General features: G+C 45.3%; 14 protein-coding genes and 2 riboswitches. Of the genes, 7 read left to right on the top strand and 7 right to left on the bottom strand.

Going from position 1 to position 17,485, the window contains the following annotated elements:
* Window positions 1-3: 3 nt before the first annotated feature.
* The gene (locus LRP50_RS16405) at window positions 4-1,191 is read left to right on the top strand and encodes an NnrS family protein (RefSeq protein WP_274165631.1); all 1,188 of its coding nucleotides are present in this window, start codon (window positions 4-6) and stop codon (window positions 1,189-1,191) included.
* 88 nt (window positions 1,192-1,279) lie between these two features.
* Entirely contained in the window at window positions 1,280-2,068 is a 789-nt protein-coding gene (locus LRP50_RS16400) for a class II glutamine amidotransferase (RefSeq protein WP_274165545.1), read from the top strand.
* A gap of 90 nt (window positions 2,069-2,158) precedes the next feature.
* Here the strand turns inward: LRP50_RS16400 and LRP50_RS16395 are convergent, their stop codons facing one another.
* Window positions 2,159-2,929: a nucleotidyltransferase family protein gene (locus tag LRP50_RS16395; RefSeq protein ID WP_274165544.1), complete on the bottom strand. Its 771-nt coding sequence runs from the start codon at window positions 2,927-2,929 to the stop codon at window positions 2,159-2,161.
* Between the two features lie 343 nt (window positions 2,930-3,272).
* On the opposite strand from LRP50_RS16395, the gene LRP50_RS16390 reads away from it, so the two are divergent.
* Together LRP50_RS16390 and LRP50_RS16385 are read left to right on the top strand one after the other, a co-directional pair.
* Window positions 3,273-3,908, top strand: a complete 636-nt coding sequence (locus LRP50_RS16390; protein WP_274165543.1) for a 2OG-Fe dioxygenase family protein — start codon at window positions 3,273-3,275, stop codon at window positions 3,906-3,908.
* A 99-nt stretch (window positions 3,909-4,007) separates the two neighbouring features.
* Complete coding sequence (locus tag LRP50_RS16385) at window positions 4,008-5,408, top strand: MipA/OmpV family protein (RefSeq protein WP_274165542.1); 1,401 nt, start codon at window positions 4,008-4,010, stop codon at window positions 5,406-5,408.
* Between the two features lie 214 nt (window positions 5,409-5,622).
* Here the strand turns inward: LRP50_RS16385 and LRP50_RS16380 are convergent, their stop codons facing one another.
* The 4 genes from LRP50_RS16380 to LRP50_RS16365 form a co-directional block, all read right to left on the bottom strand.
* Window positions 5,623-6,099, bottom strand: coding sequence for a hypothetical protein (locus LRP50_RS16380; RefSeq protein ID WP_274165541.1), 477 nt, complete (start codon window positions 6,097-6,099; stop codon window positions 5,623-5,625).
* Between the two features lie 196 nt (window positions 6,100-6,295).
* On the bottom strand, window positions 6,296-6,895 hold the full coding sequence (locus LRP50_RS16375; RefSeq protein ID WP_274165540.1) for an FMN-dependent NADH-azoreductase: 600 nt from the start codon (window positions 6,893-6,895) through the stop codon (window positions 6,296-6,298).
* Between the two features lie 292 nt (window positions 6,896-7,187).
* Window positions 7,188-7,886, bottom strand: a complete 699-nt coding sequence (locus tag LRP50_RS16370) for a TSCPD domain-containing protein (protein WP_274165539.1) — start codon at window positions 7,884-7,886, stop codon at window positions 7,188-7,190.
* 68 nt (window positions 7,887-7,954) lie between these two features.
* Window positions 7,955-10,111, bottom strand: coding sequence for an adenosylcobalamin-dependent ribonucleoside-diphosphate reductase (locus LRP50_RS16365; RefSeq protein ID WP_274165538.1), 2,157 nt, complete (start codon window positions 10,109-10,111; stop codon window positions 7,955-7,957).
* Between the two features lie 623 nt (window positions 10,112-10,734).
* On the opposite strand from LRP50_RS16365, the gene LRP50_RS16360 reads away from it, so the two are divergent.
* Window positions 10,735-11,415 (top strand): HAD family hydrolase, encoded by a 681-nt coding sequence (locus tag LRP50_RS16360; RefSeq protein ID WP_274165537.1) that lies wholly within the window; start codon window positions 10,735-10,737, stop codon window positions 11,413-11,415.
* A gap of 115 nt (window positions 11,416-11,530) precedes the next feature.
* Here the strand turns inward: LRP50_RS16360 and LRP50_RS16355 are convergent, their stop codons facing one another.
* Window positions 11,531-12,922, bottom strand: a complete 1,392-nt coding sequence (locus LRP50_RS16355; protein ID WP_274165536.1) for an alanine/glycine:cation symporter family protein — start codon at window positions 12,920-12,922, stop codon at window positions 11,531-11,533.
* Between the two features lie 111 nt (window positions 12,923-13,033).
* Window positions 13,034-13,157: riboswitch (glycine riboswitch) on the bottom strand.
* A gap of 20 nt (window positions 13,158-13,177) precedes the next feature.
* A riboswitch (glycine riboswitch) is annotated at window positions 13,178-13,257 on the bottom strand.
* Between the two features lie 323 nt (window positions 13,258-13,580).
* On the opposite strand from LRP50_RS16355, the gene LRP50_RS16350 reads away from it, so the two are divergent.
* Both LRP50_RS16350 and LRP50_RS16345 read left to right on the top strand, forming a co-directional pair.
* Window positions 13,581-14,735 carry a hypothetical protein gene (locus LRP50_RS16350; RefSeq protein WP_274165535.1) on the top strand — a complete coding sequence of 385 codons (1,155 nt, stop codon included), beginning with the start codon at window positions 13,581-13,583 and terminating at the stop codon, window positions 14,733-14,735.
* A 65-nt stretch (window positions 14,736-14,800) separates the two neighbouring features.
* A complete protein-coding gene (locus LRP50_RS16345; RefSeq protein ID WP_274165534.1) occupies window positions 14,801-15,955 on the top strand; it encodes an amidase family protein in 1,155 nt (384 codons plus the stop codon).
* 536 nt (window positions 15,956-16,491) lie between these two features.
* Here LRP50_RS16345 and LRP50_RS16340 read toward each other — a convergent pair.
* The coding region (locus LRP50_RS16340) for a hypothetical protein (protein WP_274165533.1) at window positions 16,492-17,485 on the bottom strand (994 nt) is incomplete at its 5' end.

Below are 17,485 nucleotides of genomic sequence, written 5' to 3'. Positions count from 1 at the left end.
ATGATGCTCAATATCGTCGATAAACAAAAAGAAGAACAGATTCCACCCGTCCTTCGTCTCGGTTTTAGACCCTTCTTTCTTGTATCAGGTATTTACGCTGTGTTTTCCATCGCGGTATGGGTGTGGCTATTTACGAGCGGCAGTCCATCACCACTAAGTGTTCCGACTATGTGGTGGCATGCTCATGAGATGTTGTTTGGTGTCGCGATGGCCGTTGTTGCCGGCTTTTTACTGACAGCAGTACAAACGTGGACGGGCGTAAAAGGCACGTCGGGAGTCAAGCTCGCGTTTATTGTCATGCTTTGGTTAGCAGCGAGAATCCTGTTTTGGACTGATACGCCTTTGTCAGTGATAGCGATTGTGGATACCGCATTCCTTGCAATGACGGGCTGGGAAGTGGGTTATCGAGTAATCGTCACTAAGCGTTGGCGTAACCTGTTCTTTATTCCTATGTTACTTGTGGCTGCAAGCGCTAATTTGGCAAGCTACGCCACAGTCAAAGGTATGCCGCCGTTTTCATCCAGTGCATTGTGGCAGGCGATGTTGTGGTGGTTCATGATATTGATCTCTGTGATGGGTGGTCGAGTGATCCCATTTTTCACTGCGAAGCGTTTTCAACTTGAGCCGCCAAAACCGATGTTGTGGCTCGATGTTGTGGCGATCCTTCCACTGCTGCTGTTGGCGATAATGAGCTTCTTCCCTTTGCTTCCTGTATTGGTCAGTGCTGTGTTGATGGGTATCGCTGGTTTAGCGCAGGCTTATCGTCTTTATCGTTGGCAGGGGTTGAAGTCGATGGGTGAGCCTTTAGTGTGGTCACTGCATTTGTTTTATTTGGCGCTTCCTGTCGGCTTAATTGCAAAGGCCATTTTTGTCAGCAACCCTTGGATTTCCCACTCCTTGATTCATCTGTTCGCTATGGGGGCTTTAGCTGGTGTCATACTGGCAATGATTGCTCGGGTGAGCATGGGTCATACAGGTCGTGCGATTTATAAAGGACCCAAGTTCAGATTCGCGTATTTGGCATTGGTGTTCGCCACGTTAGTGCGGGTGGTGGGTGCGATACTTTGGCCTGAGTATTTGCAAACATGGGTCATTGTAGCGGGAATAGGATGGGCCGTTGCATTCGGTGGCTTTGTGATGTGCTTTGGACCGATGCTGTTGAAAGCGCGCGTTGATGGTCATCCTGGCTGAGCCGCGTTTCGTGCTTTTGTGGCACGTCGCACTGCAATAAACCGAGATTGCGTCATACTACTGATATGATAATCAAGGAGTAATTGTCGTGTGTAGATGGCTGGCGTACCAAGGTAAACCGTGTTTTCTGGATGAAATGCTACATCAGCCTAATCATTCGTTGGTGATGCAAAGCATGGAAGCGTCAAAAGCGGTGACAGCAGTAAACGCTGACGGTTTTGGTGCGGCTTGGTACGGCGAAAAGCCAACGCCTGCGCTTTATCGCGAAGTGCTTCCCGCTTGGTCTGATGCTAACTTACGGTCTCTCGCAGAACATACTCGTTCACACCGATTCATGGCGCATGTTAGAGCATCGACTGGCGCAAATACATCTCGAGAGAATTGCCATCCGTTCAACGTAAAAAATTGGCTCTTTATGCACAATGGGCAAATCCCAGAGTTCGAAAGAGTTCGGTATCAACTTGAGCGACAACTCGATGAGCCTTGTTATTTAAAGCGTAAAGGTACAACAGATAGCGAGCTGATATTCCTCCTTTTAATGCAGCACGGGTTAGAGCAAAACCCCAAATTGGCATTAAGACGAGTGATTAGCATGATTGAAGTAGAGATGGGCAATAAGGGCATTAATGATCAGCCTTTCAAGGCGGCATTGTGTATCAGCGATGGTCATCAATACTGGGCTTTGCGTTACGCCTCGTTCGGTACGCCACCAACCATGTTTTATAAAAGCGTCGACAGCGGTGTTGTACTTGCATCTGAGCCGTTTGAGCTAGACAGACATGAGTGGAAAAGTATTCCAGCTCAAAGTTTTGTTGAAATGGTTGGTGAGCAAGTGACAGTGACGGAGTTTAGCCTTAGCGCTGAAAGCACGGAATAGGAAGCAGTGATTTCGACTGTAGAAAGCGTAAAGCATTAACATGCAAAAAAATAAGGGCGCAGAGTGCGCCCTTATAGTTTTTGAAATGCACTAAATGGCAATACCGTACGGTTCATAACCTTGCCATGCATGGTCATACAAGGCACGAGACTCTTTTCGTAGCTTTTCAATTTTTGCCACTTCATATTGGCTCAAATCACGAGCATTCAACGTCGCATTGCGCTCGATGGTTTGTATCTGCTCGTAGTTCTCATGCTCCTTACCATTTTTAACCGCAGAAATGGCTTTTAAGTGAAGTTGAACTTCAGCAATCAGTTTGCTTTCTGGCAAAGCCACCAAGACTTTAATATCTCGATATCCAGATGGGCGAGGAGTATGGAAACGATTGATGACTTCCATTGTTTTCGCTGACGCAGCTAATTGCTCATAAGCGATATTCAAATCTTCTATTGAGTCCGTTTCCACGGTGATTCGAACGATGTCAGTGAGGCGTGATACATCACCATCGAGTTCTTTATCGACCTTTTCGGTTGCGCGATCCAGTCCTTTCAATCCAGCGGATAACACGTTGCCGTTACTTTGTTTGGCAATGTCGCTGGCAAGTTGTTCTAGTTCTGCCTGAGCAGCTGGGGCTGCGGCATAAAGCTTGGTTAAATCGGCATGTGGTTGTGCGATGGCTTGGGCACGGAATGAAGGAATAGAAAACAGCTCTGAAAGGCTCGCTTCGTGACTTGCTTGTGGCTGCTGATATGAAATGCTCTGGCTAATTTCGGGTGTTTTTACGTCGAGTTGCTCTGCGTAAGCAGGTACACGAATCACCAAAATAGGAACGATAATCAGCGCTTTAAACATTCTTCCCATCTAAATACCTCTGTTGGTTGAGGGTCACTCGGTTAGCGTCCTGTGAGTGACTACAACTTCATCATATCGACTGAAGATGAATGTTAGCTGAATGGAAGGACGAGGTTCTAGGTGAAGTTCTCAATCTGTGTTTTTACACGAGGCTCAGATCAAATTACGCAAATTATTATTCTGACATTTGTTATATGTATAGTTTATCTGTGCGTATATCCCATATCGATTAATTAATCACTCTGTATAAATTTGTCAAAACTGATGCGGTGGCGTTAACTTTATGTGAAGACTGTTGTCGTGTGCTTCTTATCCGAAACACATGACGTTCAATCGAAATGGAGGACGTATCATGTATCATCCAGACTATCTCATGCAGCTATGTCATATCAGCGACCAAGCGGTACGAGAATTAGAACCAACCTTTGAGCATTTGCCAACTACCCCGTACGCCGATGGTCAATACAGGCTAAGACGCTATTCCATTGTGCAATGTCATGACGGTTCTGTGCGCCACATGCCGCAGCATACCTTTGTGCAAAGTAAGTCAATTAATCAGCATCAAGGTGGAATTGTTCGCCAATTTGAAGATCTATCCGACAACGTGCTTCACTCAGAAGGTTTTTTTGAGCTGTGCCGATTGTTCAAAGACAACAATGAGTTGGATGATCACCAAGATATTGAGATACATCAGATGCGTGTGATTACACTTAGCGACATGACGCCAGTGTCACCGGAAGGTGTCCATCAGGATGGGTTTGACCATATTGCGATTGCGGCGATCCATCGCCAAAATGTGCAAGGAGGCGAAATTCTTGTCTATAAAGACAAAACGCAAGAGCCCTTTTTTTCATTGGCAATGAATGATGGGGACGTCGCATTGCTTGACGATCACGCAGTGTGGCATAACGCGAACCCCATACGCCCCATCAACCCTGCTCTCATTGGGCATGTCGATCTCTTCGTGTTAACGGCGCGAGAACACTAGTCGCAAAAGGGAAAGGGTGGGCAAAGTAATTGCTTTTCCACTCTTTTTTCGACCTCTCTGTCCGGAAAATAAACTGAGTTAGGTTACAATAGAGCCAATGTGAAATTATCGTTCTGTTTTCTAATGCCGAGCTTATCTAAATCTGTTGCTTTCGCTACTGCCATACTTGCGCCGCCTAGTTGGGGTGATACTGACGTTCAAAATACGCCTATTCTTGCTGTATCCGAATCCTCACCAACCGAAAGTGTTGACTCTCTGCGATTAAAACGAAGTGAAGACTGGGGCATTGCTGCAACAGTAAGAACGGCAGGGGTTCCTTATACTGAAGGCGGAAGTGCGAATGTATCTAGCTTTGTGCCGATGATGTTTTATGAAGATGAAGCTTTTTTTATTAGAGGTACAGAGGGTGGTATCCGTTTGTGGGAAGATGGTGATTGGCGAGCGAATGCAATCCTTCGTATGCGTTTCATCGATTTACCCACCGCTGTTCAGAACGATGTTGGTGGTGATACCGGTGATTTTGGCTTCCAACTCACACGTCAGTTAGGTGATGGTTGGTATGCAGATATCGACGTGCTATCAGATAAAGACTCGCGCTTTCATGGTATTGCCAAACTTGGAAAGCAATTGTTGACGGATAATGCCGATATCGAAGCAATGGTGTCAGCGCGCTATAAAGGCGCTAACTTTAACAGTTTCTATTACGGGCTGTCAGAATATAGAAATGAAGGCGAGCATATTGGTGCTGGAGTTGATGTCAAAGCGGGTATGAGCGCACGATATCACGTGTATTCGAACCTGTATTTGGTGGGGGCGGCTTATGCGACTTATTTCGATGAGAATGTTCGCCACGCTTCGACTATTGATACGGATTGGCAGGGCGAAGTATACGCGGGCTTTGGCTTTTTCAATGACAATAAACGCCACGGAAAGAAAGAGATATCAACAAGACCCTATTGGCGATTGGCACAAGGTTGGGCGACGCCATCAAACATTGGTGAGATTATTGCGGGTGATTCACAAAAAGACCCGTATGGAAACACCCTGACATCCTTCTTCTATGGGCATCCACTCAGTGATTCTTTGTTTGGCATTCCTTTGGATATTTATCTTACCCCAGGCATCGTTTGGCACTGGAGTTCGGAAGTACAGGCTTCGTCGCCTGAATACGTTATGGCGATAAAGGCCTATTACACGTTTGATTGGCCAACAACGTGGCGATTTGGTGTGGCAGAAGGTCTGTCCTATGTGAATAACATAACTCATGTTGAAAGATCGGAGATGGAGCGTAAAGGGTATGAACCCAGCCATCTTCTTAACTACTTAGATTTTTCCGTGGATGTGAATGTAGGTGACCTGATTGGCAAAAAGAGTTGGAACAACCTCTGGCTTGGATATTCCATTCATCACCGCTCAGCCATCTTTGAGAAAGCCAGCCAGTTTGGACGAATAAAAGGCGGCAGCAACTACAACACCATTTACTTACAAATGGATTTTTAACTGATCTAGTGGCTGCTTTATGTGGTTGAGAGCATTCAGTGGAGCGATACGTAGGCGATAAAAAAACGGGCGATGTTAGCCCGTTTTTTTATGCCTGTTTATACCCAATCAACCTGACGCCCTCACTGAGGGCGAGCTTTACTGAGGTCTTGATAATAACGTCAGTAAAGCTTTCTGAATCCTGTATCTTCAGGCGGTTTGGCTATATCAGTAATTACGCTGTATAGGGCAGGTAGCCAGTGAAACCGACAATCTTCCAACCTGATGGCGTTTGCTTTAGATAATAAAGCGTTTGCCATTTTAGGATTTCAGGTTCTTTTCCGACAACCTGTATGGTGCCATCGAACTGCTTACGAGCGATCGCTTTGCCGTCTTTCACTTCGATTTGTTCAAGTGTGGTCAGCGTGTGAATGGCGTCTTCGAGCGGTTCTGCATATTCAGTATCAAGACTGGCTCTTGCCGCTTCTAACCATGAATCGCGGTAATCATCGAATCGAGAGAAGGCAAGGTTCCAGTTTCCTGGGTCTTGGTCAAACCCAGCGTTAACAGCGAAAAATTCTTGTTCTAGAAAATCGTTCTCAACCATTGACCAGTCCGCTTGGGTGTAAGCCTTAATATCTTTGGCTACTAGCATGTCCCAAATTTCTGCGCGGTCAGAATCTTTACCCAAAAATGGATTGCTTTTAATCACTTATAACTCCAAATGAAGGAATGTTAGATGCGTCATGAAACGGGATTTTTAGATAAAAGAAAATGACGGTTGTATCAGGCTGAGAGGGAGATCGATATTCGTTCTTCGGACCGATGAAAAAAAGGGCGATTAAACGCCCAAAACAGATAAAGCAAAGCGCAAAGAGATGACTCTGCAGCGCTTTGACGTTGGCAATCTATGAAGTTAAAGACATCCGATCGGAAAGTTCGTTTGATGCTTGTTCCAATGATGCCGCAGCAGAGGCTTCACCCATCGCAAGCGCTTCACTGTAAACAAACTCAATGTCACTAATGCCAAAAAAATTCAATAAAGTAATCAGATAGTTGGTGATATGGTGTTTCGGTGTGTCTTTGTGTAAACCACCACGTGTGGTAACAACAATGGCTTTCTTTCCGGTTAGTAGGCCTTTAGGGCCTTGTTCTGTGTAGGTGAAAGTAACGCCTGCTCGCGCGATAAGATCGAACCAGTTTTTAAGTTGCGTTGGAATGTTGAAATTGTACATGGGCGCTGCGATTAACAAGGTATCACAGGCTTGGATTTCATTGATCAATTGGTCGGATAATGCCAGTGCGTCTTGTTGTCGCTGCGTTGGGTTTTCCGCGCCACGCAAGCCAGCCATTATTTCACCATCGAGCATAGGCACAGGGTGAGCCGCTAAGTCGCGATCGATAACGAAATGGTCATTACCGAACTGTTCAATTGCCCCGTCGATCAGTTTTGTCGATGATGAAAACTCGCCGAGAATGCTCGATTTCAAAACTAAAACACTTGCCATTAGACGCTCCGTAAATTCTTTATAAAATACTGATTTCTTTATTGATGATAACTATAAGCAAAACGTTGGGCATGACAAAGCGTAAATTTCCGTCGCTATCATTCGAAAAAATCGAACAAGTTGAGATGCAAGGCTTTCAGGATTGGAGATCACTACATCGGCAAAGGGACGCCTAGATCATAACGTCAGTAAACCTCGCTGAATCCTGCATCTCCAGATTGTTTGGGTATAGATAGGCAGATAACAAAAAGGCTTCCTAAGGAAGCCTTTCTCTAAGATGACACTAGGTGCATTAGCCGCACTTAGAATCGCCGCAGTTCAGACAGGTTTGGCAACCGTCTTTCACAATCACGGCTTTGTTGTGGCATTTGTAGCAAAGGGTCGCACTAGGTGGAAAGCTGGTATTTACAGGCTCTTCTTCCTTCACTTCTTCTTTTGCCGCATTTTCAGCGCGTTTGGCTTCAAGAAATGCTTTTTGGTGCTCATCCATTTCAGGGTTACGCAACATGCCGATTTTCATTAGGTGCTGTTCAATCACATTGCCGATTTCAGCAATCAGTGATGGTACGTATTTCCCTTTGTTCCAGTAGCCACCTTTTGGATCGAACACTGAACGTAATTCTTCAACCAAGAAAGTGCAGTCACCACCTTTACGGAATACCGCAGAAATGATGCGTGTTAGCGCCACAATCCATTGGTAGTGCTCAAGGCTTTTGCTGTTGATGAAGATCTCGAATGGGCGGCGAATCTCATGATCCGTGCCTTCGTTCAGAACTACATCGTTGATCGTGATAAACAGCGAATGCTCAGAAACATGCTCTGGTGTTTTTAGCTTGTAAGTGGTGCCAAGCAAGATTTCTGGACGCGGCATCTCTTCATGCATCGTCTCGATGGTTGGCAGTTCTGGCACAAGCGCAACTGGCGCAACGTCAGCAGAGTCTTTGCTCTTTACTTTGTATGAAACAATTTTGCTTTCAATTTTACGTGTCATAACGAATTACTTCTTTCATAGTGGATGGCTTGATCTCAAGCCATCCCAACAATTGTATTCCGGTGTGATTAGAACTTACCGTAGTAGCCTTCTTTCAGCGCATCGTAAAGGTTCGCTGCCGAGTGGATTTCACCGTCGTACTCAATCTTTTCGTTGCCCTTCGCTTCGAAGGTAGAACCGTCTTCTAACGCGAATACATACGTGGTGTTTTCAAGATCTTCTTCTTTCACCAATACGCCTTGGAATACTTCTGGGTTGAAGCGGAAGGTCGTACAGCCTTTCAGGCCTTTGTCGTATGCATCCATGTAGATGTTTTTGAAGTCCTCAAATGGGAAGTCAGTTGGTACGTTAGCTGTCTTCGAAATCGAAGAGTCGATCCAACGCTGCGCGGCAGCTTGAACTTCAACGTGCTGACTTGGCGTAATGTCATCAGCAGTAATGAAATACTCCGGCAATTGCTCGTCTTCTTTCGTGCTGTAAGGCATTGCTTTGGTGTTGATCAGTTCGCGATAAGCCAGCAATTCGAAGCTGAATACATCAACGCTTTCTTTCGATTTCTTGCCCGGTTTAATTACGTTACGCGTGTAGTGGTGAGCAAAGCTTGGCTCGATACCATTACTGGCATTATTCGCAAGAGACAGTGAGATGGTTCCTGTCGGTGCGATAGAGCTGTGGTGGGTAAAGCGACCGCCTTTTTCTACCAGTTTTGCAATCAAATCAGGGCGAATGTCGCCAATCTGCTGCATGTAACGGCTGTATTTTGCGTGAAGTACTTTACCTTTCACTTTGTCGCCGATCTTAATGCCATCTGCCGCCATTTCTGGGCGTAGACGTAGCATTTTTGCGGTAACAACAAATTCTTGGTCCATGACAGGTGCAACGCCTTTCTCTTCAGCGAGTGCAACAGCTTGTTCCCAACCCGTAATCGCCATTTCTTGAGAAACTTGCTCAGTGAATGCGATAGACGCAGCGCTGCCGTATTTGTGACGCAGCATGGTTAGGGTTGAGCCTAAGCCCAAGAAACCCATACCGTGGCGACGTTTGGTTTCGATCTCTTCACGTTGTTTTGCAAGCGGCAATTGGTTAATTTCAACCACGTTGTCCAGCATGCGTGTGAAGGTCGCTACAACCTTACGGTACATCTCCCAATCGAACTTCGCATTCTCAGTGAATGGGTCACGAACGAATTTGGTTAGGTTGACTGAACCTAGGAGACAAGCGCCATAAGGTGGGAGAGGTTGCTCGCCACACGGGTTTGTCGCACGAATTTCTTCGCAGAACCAGTTGTTGTTCATCTGGTTCACTTTGTCGATCAAGATAAAGCCCGGCTCAGCGTAGTCGTAAGTTGACGTCATAATGACGTTCCAAAGATTACGTGCTGGCATAGTGCGGTAGATCTTACATGCGATGCGGCCAAGTTCGTCTTCAACAAACCCTTCGCTGCTCGGCCAGTCTGCCCATACGATGCTTGCATCGTTGTTTAGGTCAGTTTTGTCCTGGCGTGCTTCTTTTTCAGTCACAGGGAAAATCAATTGCCATTCGCCGTCATTCTTCACGGCTTCGATGAATTCTTCGTTGATCAGTAATGACAAGTTGAATTGGCGCAGACGACCGTTTTCACGCTTCGCGCGAATGAATTCCATCACATCAGGGTGACGGATATCCATGGTCCCCATTTGGGCACCTCGACGTCCGCCAGCAGACGACACGGTAAAGCACATCTTGTCGTAAATATCCATGAACGACAGTGGGCCAGACGTGTATGCGCCTGCACCAGATACGAATGCACCGCGTGGACGAAGGGTAGAGAAGTCGTAGCCAATACCACAACCTGCTTTTAGCGTTAGACCCGCTTCGTGCACCTTACCCAAAATGTCATCCATTGAGTCTTCAATGGTGCCACTTACCGTACAGTTGATGGTTGATGTCGCAGGTTTGTGCTCGAAAGCGCCAGCGTTAGACGTGATACGCCCTGCTGGGATAGCACCGTGACGAAGCGCCCACAGAAATTCTTGATACCATTTATCTTGTACCGATTTTTCTTCGAGATCAGCTAGAGCACGAGCAACACGCTTGAACGTATCGTCGAGTGTTTCGTCGATTGCGTCACCGTGTTTGCTTTTTAAGCGGTACTTGCTGTCCCAGATTTCCATGGACGTATCTTGGTATGGAATTGCTAGAACACCAGTAAGTTCGATTTCAGAAGCTGACTTGGTTTTGGCCATTATAAATTGCACCTCGAGAGTAATGCCGACTTGTTGAGCGAAACTTGTCCAAAGACACTATATTGTGTCTCTGATTGGCAAGGGCGCAGATCAAACCACTATATCGTGTGATCTTCAAGTCTTGACAAGCACACTTTATCGAACAAATTTTACTTCTCTTTCTGTCACAGCGCGTTGTGTGTTCAAACTGTTCTGATAGTAAAGTCAACAAGCGAGACGGTGCCCATAATTTGGTCACTTTCGTCACATCAGATACAAACATTGTTGTGTTAACAATATGCTATTGAAAGGTTGATTGAGTGGGCTGCCTCTGATCCGCTTCTATATAGTCATGGCGTTCTATTCGGCCTCTCATTTATACAAAAAACACAACGCGCAGTTTTCAACAATTTGTCGTACACATCCACTCTTTTTCTTACCGTAAGTTATTGTCTATTTTCGTGATTTACAATACGGGGTGCACTGAGTATCAAGACAGTCTACTATCTCTAAATATGCATATTAGAGTTGCCAATGGACTGCGTATGTAAATACAATGTTTCGTTTGCGTGTCTGGGAAATGCCAAGCGTGATATCAAATCAGCCTTGAGTAGAGTAATGACAAGATTTGAGGAAAGGCGCTAATGAACCTGTTTATGTTAGATGTCGATGGTACGCTTATCGATAGTTATGATTTTGACTCCGATTGCTTCCGATCTGCGGTTGAAGAAGTGATGGGTATAGAGTTAACCGATGATTGGGGGGCATTCACCAATGTCACCGACGTCGGTATTTTAGAAGAACTGATTGAGCAACAAGGAATGCGACATGAAAGGATGCGTATTCTAAGAGAAGTGAAAACACTATTTCTGAAAAAATTGCGTTTATATATTGCCAGTAACGCCACAGAAGTTGCGGCAACGCCTGGCGCTATAAAATTTGTTAATGACATGAAATCTCACCCGAACGTGATTTTAGCGATTGCGACGGGTGGTTGGGAAGAATCAGCGAGAATGAAGTTGAAAGCGGCTGGGTTTGACGTTAGCGGCGTTAGCTTTGCATCTTGTTCTGATGCGATGACGCGCAGTGAAATCATGGCATTGGCTGCATTCCGAGCCAAGCAAGATACTGGCGCTATTTTCACTCGTCGTGTCTACTTTGGTGATGGTGAATGGGACAAGATGGCAACGAGTACCTTGGGGTATGAATTTGTCGCAGTGGGCACGAAAGTTCAACATCACACACGTATCCCTAACTTCGCTCACTATGACGCTATCTTCGGAAAACTCGGTCTTAGTGACATGCTCAATGCTAAAACTGCGTAAGCTCGCTTGAAGCAGTCATCGCATCAAAAAAAACAGCGCCTCTTGGGGCGCTGTTTTTTTGTGCTTATCTTCTAGCTATCTTAGTTAGGCAGTCTCTTAGCGATAAAGCCTATTGCTAAACATTGATACGCGGACACTTGTCTGGCTGATTGGAAAGCTTCGTTTTTAACATTTCGAAATACGCATTGGTTTCATCTGCGACTACATGGCGAAGCATGATCAAACCGATAAGGTTAGGAATCGCCATTAAGCCATTGACGATGTCAGCGAGTAGCCAAATCATGTCGAGTTTGATGAACGCACCAGACAAGACTAAGGCAACAAACACCAATTTGTAGGGTAAGACTGCACGTTGCCCAAATAAGTAAACGACGCAACGCTCACCGTAGTAGTTCCATCCCAAAATCGTCGTGAACGCAAAGAACATTAAGCCAATAGCGACAACGATAGGCCCAAAATCTTGGTTAAGGCCAAGTGAGAAGGCTTCAGTGGTCATGCGTGCGCCTTCAATGTCCATTGACCATACACCTGTCAGTACAAGAGCTAGACCTGTCATCGAACAAATTACAATGGTGTCTAGGAAGGTACCCACCATTGAAATCAGACCTTGGCGAACACATGAATTGGTTTGTGCAGATGCCGCAGCCATGGGGGCGCTACCCAATCCTGACTCGTTTGAAAACACACCGCGAGCAACACCTGATTGAATCGCTAACATAATGCTTGCGCCAACAAAGCCACCCGTTGCTGCTGTGCTGGTAAATGCAGATTCGACAATCAAACTGATTGCGGAAGGAATCGCGCTTGCGTGATTAAACAATATGCCGACACAAGCCGTGACATAAACCACCGTCATTGTGGGGATGATTTTGCTAGCGATGCCTGCGATCGAGCGAATGCCACCAATGGTGACGGCTGCTACTAACAAAGTGAGTACGATTGCAGTGACATGTTGAGGGACATTGAATGCGATAAATCCAGCGTCAACAATGGCATTCACCTGAGGGAATGTTCCGATACCAAAGCAGGCAACACCAATCGTGAAGAAAGCAAAAAGGCGAGCAAGCCACTTTTGACCTGCACCTTTTTCAAGGTACAGCATAGGGCCACCCAGCATGTTGCCGTTTTTATCCTGTTCGCGATATTTCACAGCAAGTAGGCATTCTGCGTATTTGGTTGCCATGCCGAATAGGGCTGCCATCCACATCCAAAACAGAGCGCCTGGGCCACCCAATTTTATTGCAGTCGCCACACCAACTATATTGCCGGTGCCTATGGTGGCAGAGAGGGCTGTGCACAATGCGGCGAAGCTAGAAACATCACCTTTGTCTTTCACGCCTTTTTCTTTGGTGAAAAGGTACGTGAGTGCAAGAGGGAGTTTAAAAAATTGAATTGCACCAAGACGGAAGGTGAAATATACCCCCGTGCCTACCAGCAAAAGCAGTAGAGGTGGACCCCAGACAAGATTGTCGATGGTTTGAAGAAAGTTATAAAGTGAATGGTTCATGATTCCCCCTTTCATGCCAAGCTTTCAATGAAAAGTAATGAAAGTGTGGGCTTAAATTAAAAGGAGGAGAATAGCTGCACAAAGCAGCACTAAAGCGCAAGCTATAGTGCAGTTTTCTCCTCTGTCCTTTTGCCTGAGAGTTTCACTCAAAAATACGTTCATTAAGAAATGAGGGTAAATTGAGTTTGCTCCTTCGGCGGATAGGTCGTGCCTATCTCTCTCCAGAGGCTCCTCCAACAACAGTCCTTACTCAGGTGCAAATGCACGGTATGAGTGCCTGAAAGATTTACTTCTTCGGCGGATGGCAAAGGCCATCTCTCTCCTGCTGTCTTCAACGGAACGTCAAATTGTCGATAGCATCATAGATCACAAAAAATCGAATGCAATGAAAAATCGTGAGTTGGATTAATTTTCACTCTGAGGTGGGTGAAATTGATGATTTCTGTTAAGTAAATGTGCCAATATTGATAATTAAAAACGAGGCCAAGCACAAAACTTCATCAATTGAATGCGCAGAACTATGTGGAAATTACTATCTTAATAGTGAGACAAATAGAGGCTGGCATTTCATCGCAACACTTGAGGGTTCCCCCTAAAACACTCAAGTTTTCTCTGCCGCTGCCGATAAATCTTTATCAAAGTAATCAAATAATTAGAAATGACTACGTTTAATGAACTACTCGGTACCAAGCCGGGTGACACTGAATCGACAGTGAAGCAAAGGTATAAGCTGCTTTCAACACGAGTTCATCCTGACAAAGGTGGGTCGAAGGCATTGATGCAGCTTGTTAGGCATGCCTACGACAATATCGTTAAAGGTCGAGGTGAGAGCGCCTTATCGATTCCTGCTTCTGTGTCTGCTAGTGGAGCGAGCTCTTTAGCGTTAGAGCGAGAACTCCTACGCGCCAAGAAAGAGCGAGACGAATTTGAAGCCTTAAACCAACTTCTTAAAGTACAACTCACCCAAGCTCGAAAAGGGCAGGGTATTGGCATCAATACAAATGCAAACGCTGATTTCTCACGTAAGGTGGCCCAACTGGAAGGTGAGCTCGTACTATTAAAAGAGGAACGCAATCGCCTTGCTCTTCAAAAAGAAAGCGCGATTGCCGAGCAAAATAAGCTCGCGGGTGAACTACGTCGAGCTTTGTCTGACAACGAAGTGATGGAAACGGAGTTGGACAGGAAGTCTGGCATGAAAATGCCTGGTTTGCTTATTTGGGCTCAAAAGTTTTGGCTTCCAGCCATGGCGATGTCTTCGCTCGTTATCGTATTGGTCTTGAGTGTGAAAATGCTTGATTGGTCATTTGTAACCGGATGGTTTGACGAAACGCCCCCTGAGGCGGCTGCGCCCATCGTACGAGTGGTTCATGCTAAACCCAGTGAAGAACAGGTGGCATTGGCTGTCAGCAACGTGTTGGACGCCGTACAGACAGAAACTGAAACACAAGCATTGCCGTTTTTGAAGCTAACTCAGCAAACTGGTATATGGTCTTTGGCATCGTACACCGAGTCAAACAAGCCTTACATTGCAATACGCAGTGATAATGGCTCATACATAGTGAATGATTGTTCTGGCGATTTTAGTTTGTATCTGAATGAACCTTATAAGCCACTTCGTGTTGCGGCAAACTTGATATATCAGCATCAAAATCAACATTTCCATGTCTACAGAATCCCTTATGGACAAGGATCTTCTGCAAAAAGTTGGATACAAAGTAGAAAGCTAAAAATCAATGAAGAGTTTTTCACGAGTAAGTCATTTAAGTCCAGTCGATTGGAACTGCTAGATCAGTGTCAAAAAACAACGTTGTAATGAGCAAGGAAGAACAATTAGATATAACCTTATGAATATTGGATAGAAAAGGATCGTTGCCAACGATGTCAGAAGAGAGTTACTTTCTAAAAGCATTGAAACCTATTCGTCAAGATGTCCCATCAGGGGTTATATCTCGTCAGCGACTGGTGGTGAGCGATTGTGTGAGTGTCAAAGGCTTGGTGACAGGGATTGGCATTCCTGAATGGTCTGATGGACATGCGCCCGCTAAGAACGATGCCAGCGTGGTGACAACATTGATGCATTCTGGTTGTAAGCTGTTAGGTAAAACTCAGTCAGATGATTTTGGTACGAGTATTAGCGGGCTTAACCCGTTCCTAGCAACGCTCACAAATCCCATACTGCCTAATATTCGATTAGGTGGCTCGTCATCAGGAGCGGCAGTTGCGGTAGCAAAAGGCACTGCGACTATCGCCATTGGCAACGACTGTTGTGGGGGGGTGTTGATCCCTGCATCGTATTGTCACCTTTTTGCATATCGTCCATCGCAAGGCATGGTTGACTTGAGAGGAGTCGCTGCATTGTCTCCTTCATTTGATGCAATTGGCTTTATGACAAAAAAACTTCCAGTCCTACAACAAGTGGCTGAAAAATGTTGGACGAAGCCAGCTAAAGCCGTGCGCTTAAGAGCAATGAAATACGCGACATCTCTATTTCAGGATCTTTTACCCATAGAAGCCATGCTTGAATGGGAAGTGACAATGAATAAAGCGAAAATCTATGTTGAGCATGTACCTAATTTTAGCAAGTTAGCTTTGACTCAGGCTCATAACATTCATTCTGTGATGCTGGGTCGAGAAGTCGATTTACAATATGGTCAGTGGCTTGATGTCCATAACCCCAAGCTTTCTGATGAGACGGCAGAACACTTAGAACGTATTCGCGGAAACAGCTTTAAAGAGTTTGTTGTGACGAAAAAGAAAAGAGAGCTGTTTAGCGACAATATGCAGGGCTTTTTTTCTTCCGGTGAAGTTCTGATGATTCCAACGTCTCCAGGACAAGCGCCAGACAACATGTTTGTTGATAACACCTTTCTCTTAAATCAACGACGGCTGTATGCGATAGCCGAAGTGGCTGGATTAGCACAACTCACGATTCCGTTTGTCACCGTTGGCGGCGCACCGATGGGGATTTCTTTTCTTGCTCACCCTGGCGAAGATCGCCTACTTTTTGAAGCCGCTAGTCGGTGGCTTGTGTAGATATTCCTCCGCCATTTCCCGCTGAACTCTTTTCTTTCACTTAGGTGTAACACCGTGATGTGCATACAGTTTAATGCCTCACTATGCACTCATTTTTTCCACGATAATTTACCTGCAAATAACTTTGTAGTTTGGCATTAGGTCAAGAAAAATTTATTTTTTTGTAATTATTCTCATAACATTATGTTTTTAATGGTAAAAATAGCTTTTGCCTTGCTGCTGACCTATCAACAGATTCTGTGGATAACCACGTGAATTAATTGGGGGGTTGATTTTTAACTTGATGAATTTTAAGTGGTATTTTCGCAGTTTTTAGACGTAACGGACAATGCTTGGGTTGTGTATGACTTAGTGTTAACAAATTGCACGTAAAGTGATGATGGCTTGTTTCAATTTGCCGGAATTTTGGGGCGTTTTTACTGCCAAAGAAAAAGAGAGGAAAGTGGTCAAACTGACCTCTCTATACCCAATCAACCTGAATCCTGCATCTTCAGATTGATTGGGTACATAAGTCTTCGACTGACATTTAAAATGAATTAAAGATCCAATGAAGCCCCTTGTTGCTGCTCAATCAGGTCGTCCGCGCCGTTTTGGTTAACATCATTTCCACCAAACTGATCTTTACTATTTAATTGACCGTCTTCATTAGTGTCAAAGGCGGTAAAGCGAGTACTGCTCAGGTCATAATTAGTCCCATCGTTTGAAGCATTTTGACTTTCCAAATCTAGATAGTCGGGAATGCCATCGCTGTCACTGTCAGGGGCGTATGAAAGAATGCCTTCGAAGTTAGGGTGATCAATTAATAGGTTCCCATCGAAATCGTTTAGACCAATTTCAACGATATCTGGAATAGAATCGTTATCGCTATCAAGGTCTAGGTCATTGGATATCCCATCACCGTCTGTATCGGTGGTGAAGGCCACACCTGCTAGAGGGGAAACAGGGATTAGCTGGAAGTCCCCCAATCGGATCCCACCACTGTGGAAGCTACTATCAACATAAAAGTCAGGTGTTTGACCAGAATAGAATGTTGTTCTGAGTATCGTTCCATTATTACGATAAATGATAACCCCTTGTTGGACATCGATGGAGAGCGTATCGTCGATGGAGACCGAGCCAAATGTTCCAAGGCTAGAGCCATTTTCATAGATATATAACGTCGAGCCCACAATATAAAAGGCATAGTCGATGTCACTGAAATACGCAGATGACTCAGTGCTTCCGAGGCCAATCATATTGTTACTACCCAATGCCCGAATTTCGAAGCTCAGGCGATAGTTATCGGTAAACCCATAGTGCGAGAACAGCACTGAGTTAGCCTGCAAAGACCAGCTACCCCCGTTGGCGTTAAGTTCACCGTTTGTCACGTTTACATTACCTGTGAGTACTGGCCACTCCGTAACAAGCACGGGCACTCTTAGTTCACCAATGTTGGACAGACCGTCATTGTCACGGTCTAAGTCAGCATTGTCACCGACGCCATCGCCGTCAGTATCGGTTGTCTCAGTGGCATCCGTTGGGAAGGCATCA

It is taken from the genome of Enterovibrio gelatinilyticus, from assembly GCF_028683095.1.
Lineage (GTDB): Bacteria > Pseudomonadota > Gammaproteobacteria > Enterobacterales > Vibrionaceae > Enterovibrio > Enterovibrio gelatinilyticus.
This window is presented reverse-complemented; position numbering and strand designations above follow the sequence as displayed.

Excerpts from the sequence above, each read along its gene's own strand:
- LRP50_RS16405 (WP_274165631.1), top strand. The coding sequence starts at position 4 with ATGCTCAATATCGTCGATAAACAAAAAGAAGAACAGATTCCACCCGTC.
- LRP50_RS16395 (WP_274165544.1), bottom strand. The coding sequence starts at position 2,929 with ATGGGAAGAATGTTTAAAGCGCTGATTATCGTTCCTATTTTGGTGATT.
- LRP50_RS16390 (WP_274165543.1), top strand. The coding sequence starts at position 3,273 with ATGTATCATCCAGACTATCTCATGCAGCTATGTCATATCAGCGACCAA.
- LRP50_RS16375 (WP_274165540.1), bottom strand. The coding sequence starts at position 6,895 with ATGGCAAGTGTTTTAGTTTTGAAATCGAGCATTCTCGGCGAGTTTTCA.
- LRP50_RS16370 (WP_274165539.1), bottom strand. The coding sequence starts at position 7,886 with ATGACACGTAAAATTGAAAGCAAAATTGTTTCATACAAAGTAAAGAGC.
- LRP50_RS16365 (WP_274165538.1), bottom strand. The coding sequence starts at position 10,111 with ATGGCCAAAACCAAGTCAGCTTCTGAAATCGAACTTACTGGTGTTCTA.
- LRP50_RS16360 (WP_274165537.1), top strand. The coding sequence starts at position 10,735 with ATGAACCTGTTTATGTTAGATGTCGATGGTACGCTTATCGATAGTTAT.
- LRP50_RS16355 (WP_274165536.1), bottom strand. The coding sequence starts at position 12,922 with ATGAACCATTCACTTTATAACTTTCTTCAAACCATCGACAATCTTGTC.
- LRP50_RS16350 (WP_274165535.1), top strand. The coding sequence starts at position 13,581 with ATGACTACGTTTAATGAACTACTCGGTACCAAGCCGGGTGACACTGAA.
- LRP50_RS16345 (WP_274165534.1), top strand. The coding sequence starts at position 14,801 with ATGTCAGAAGAGAGTTACTTTCTAAAAGCATTGAAACCTATTCGTCAA.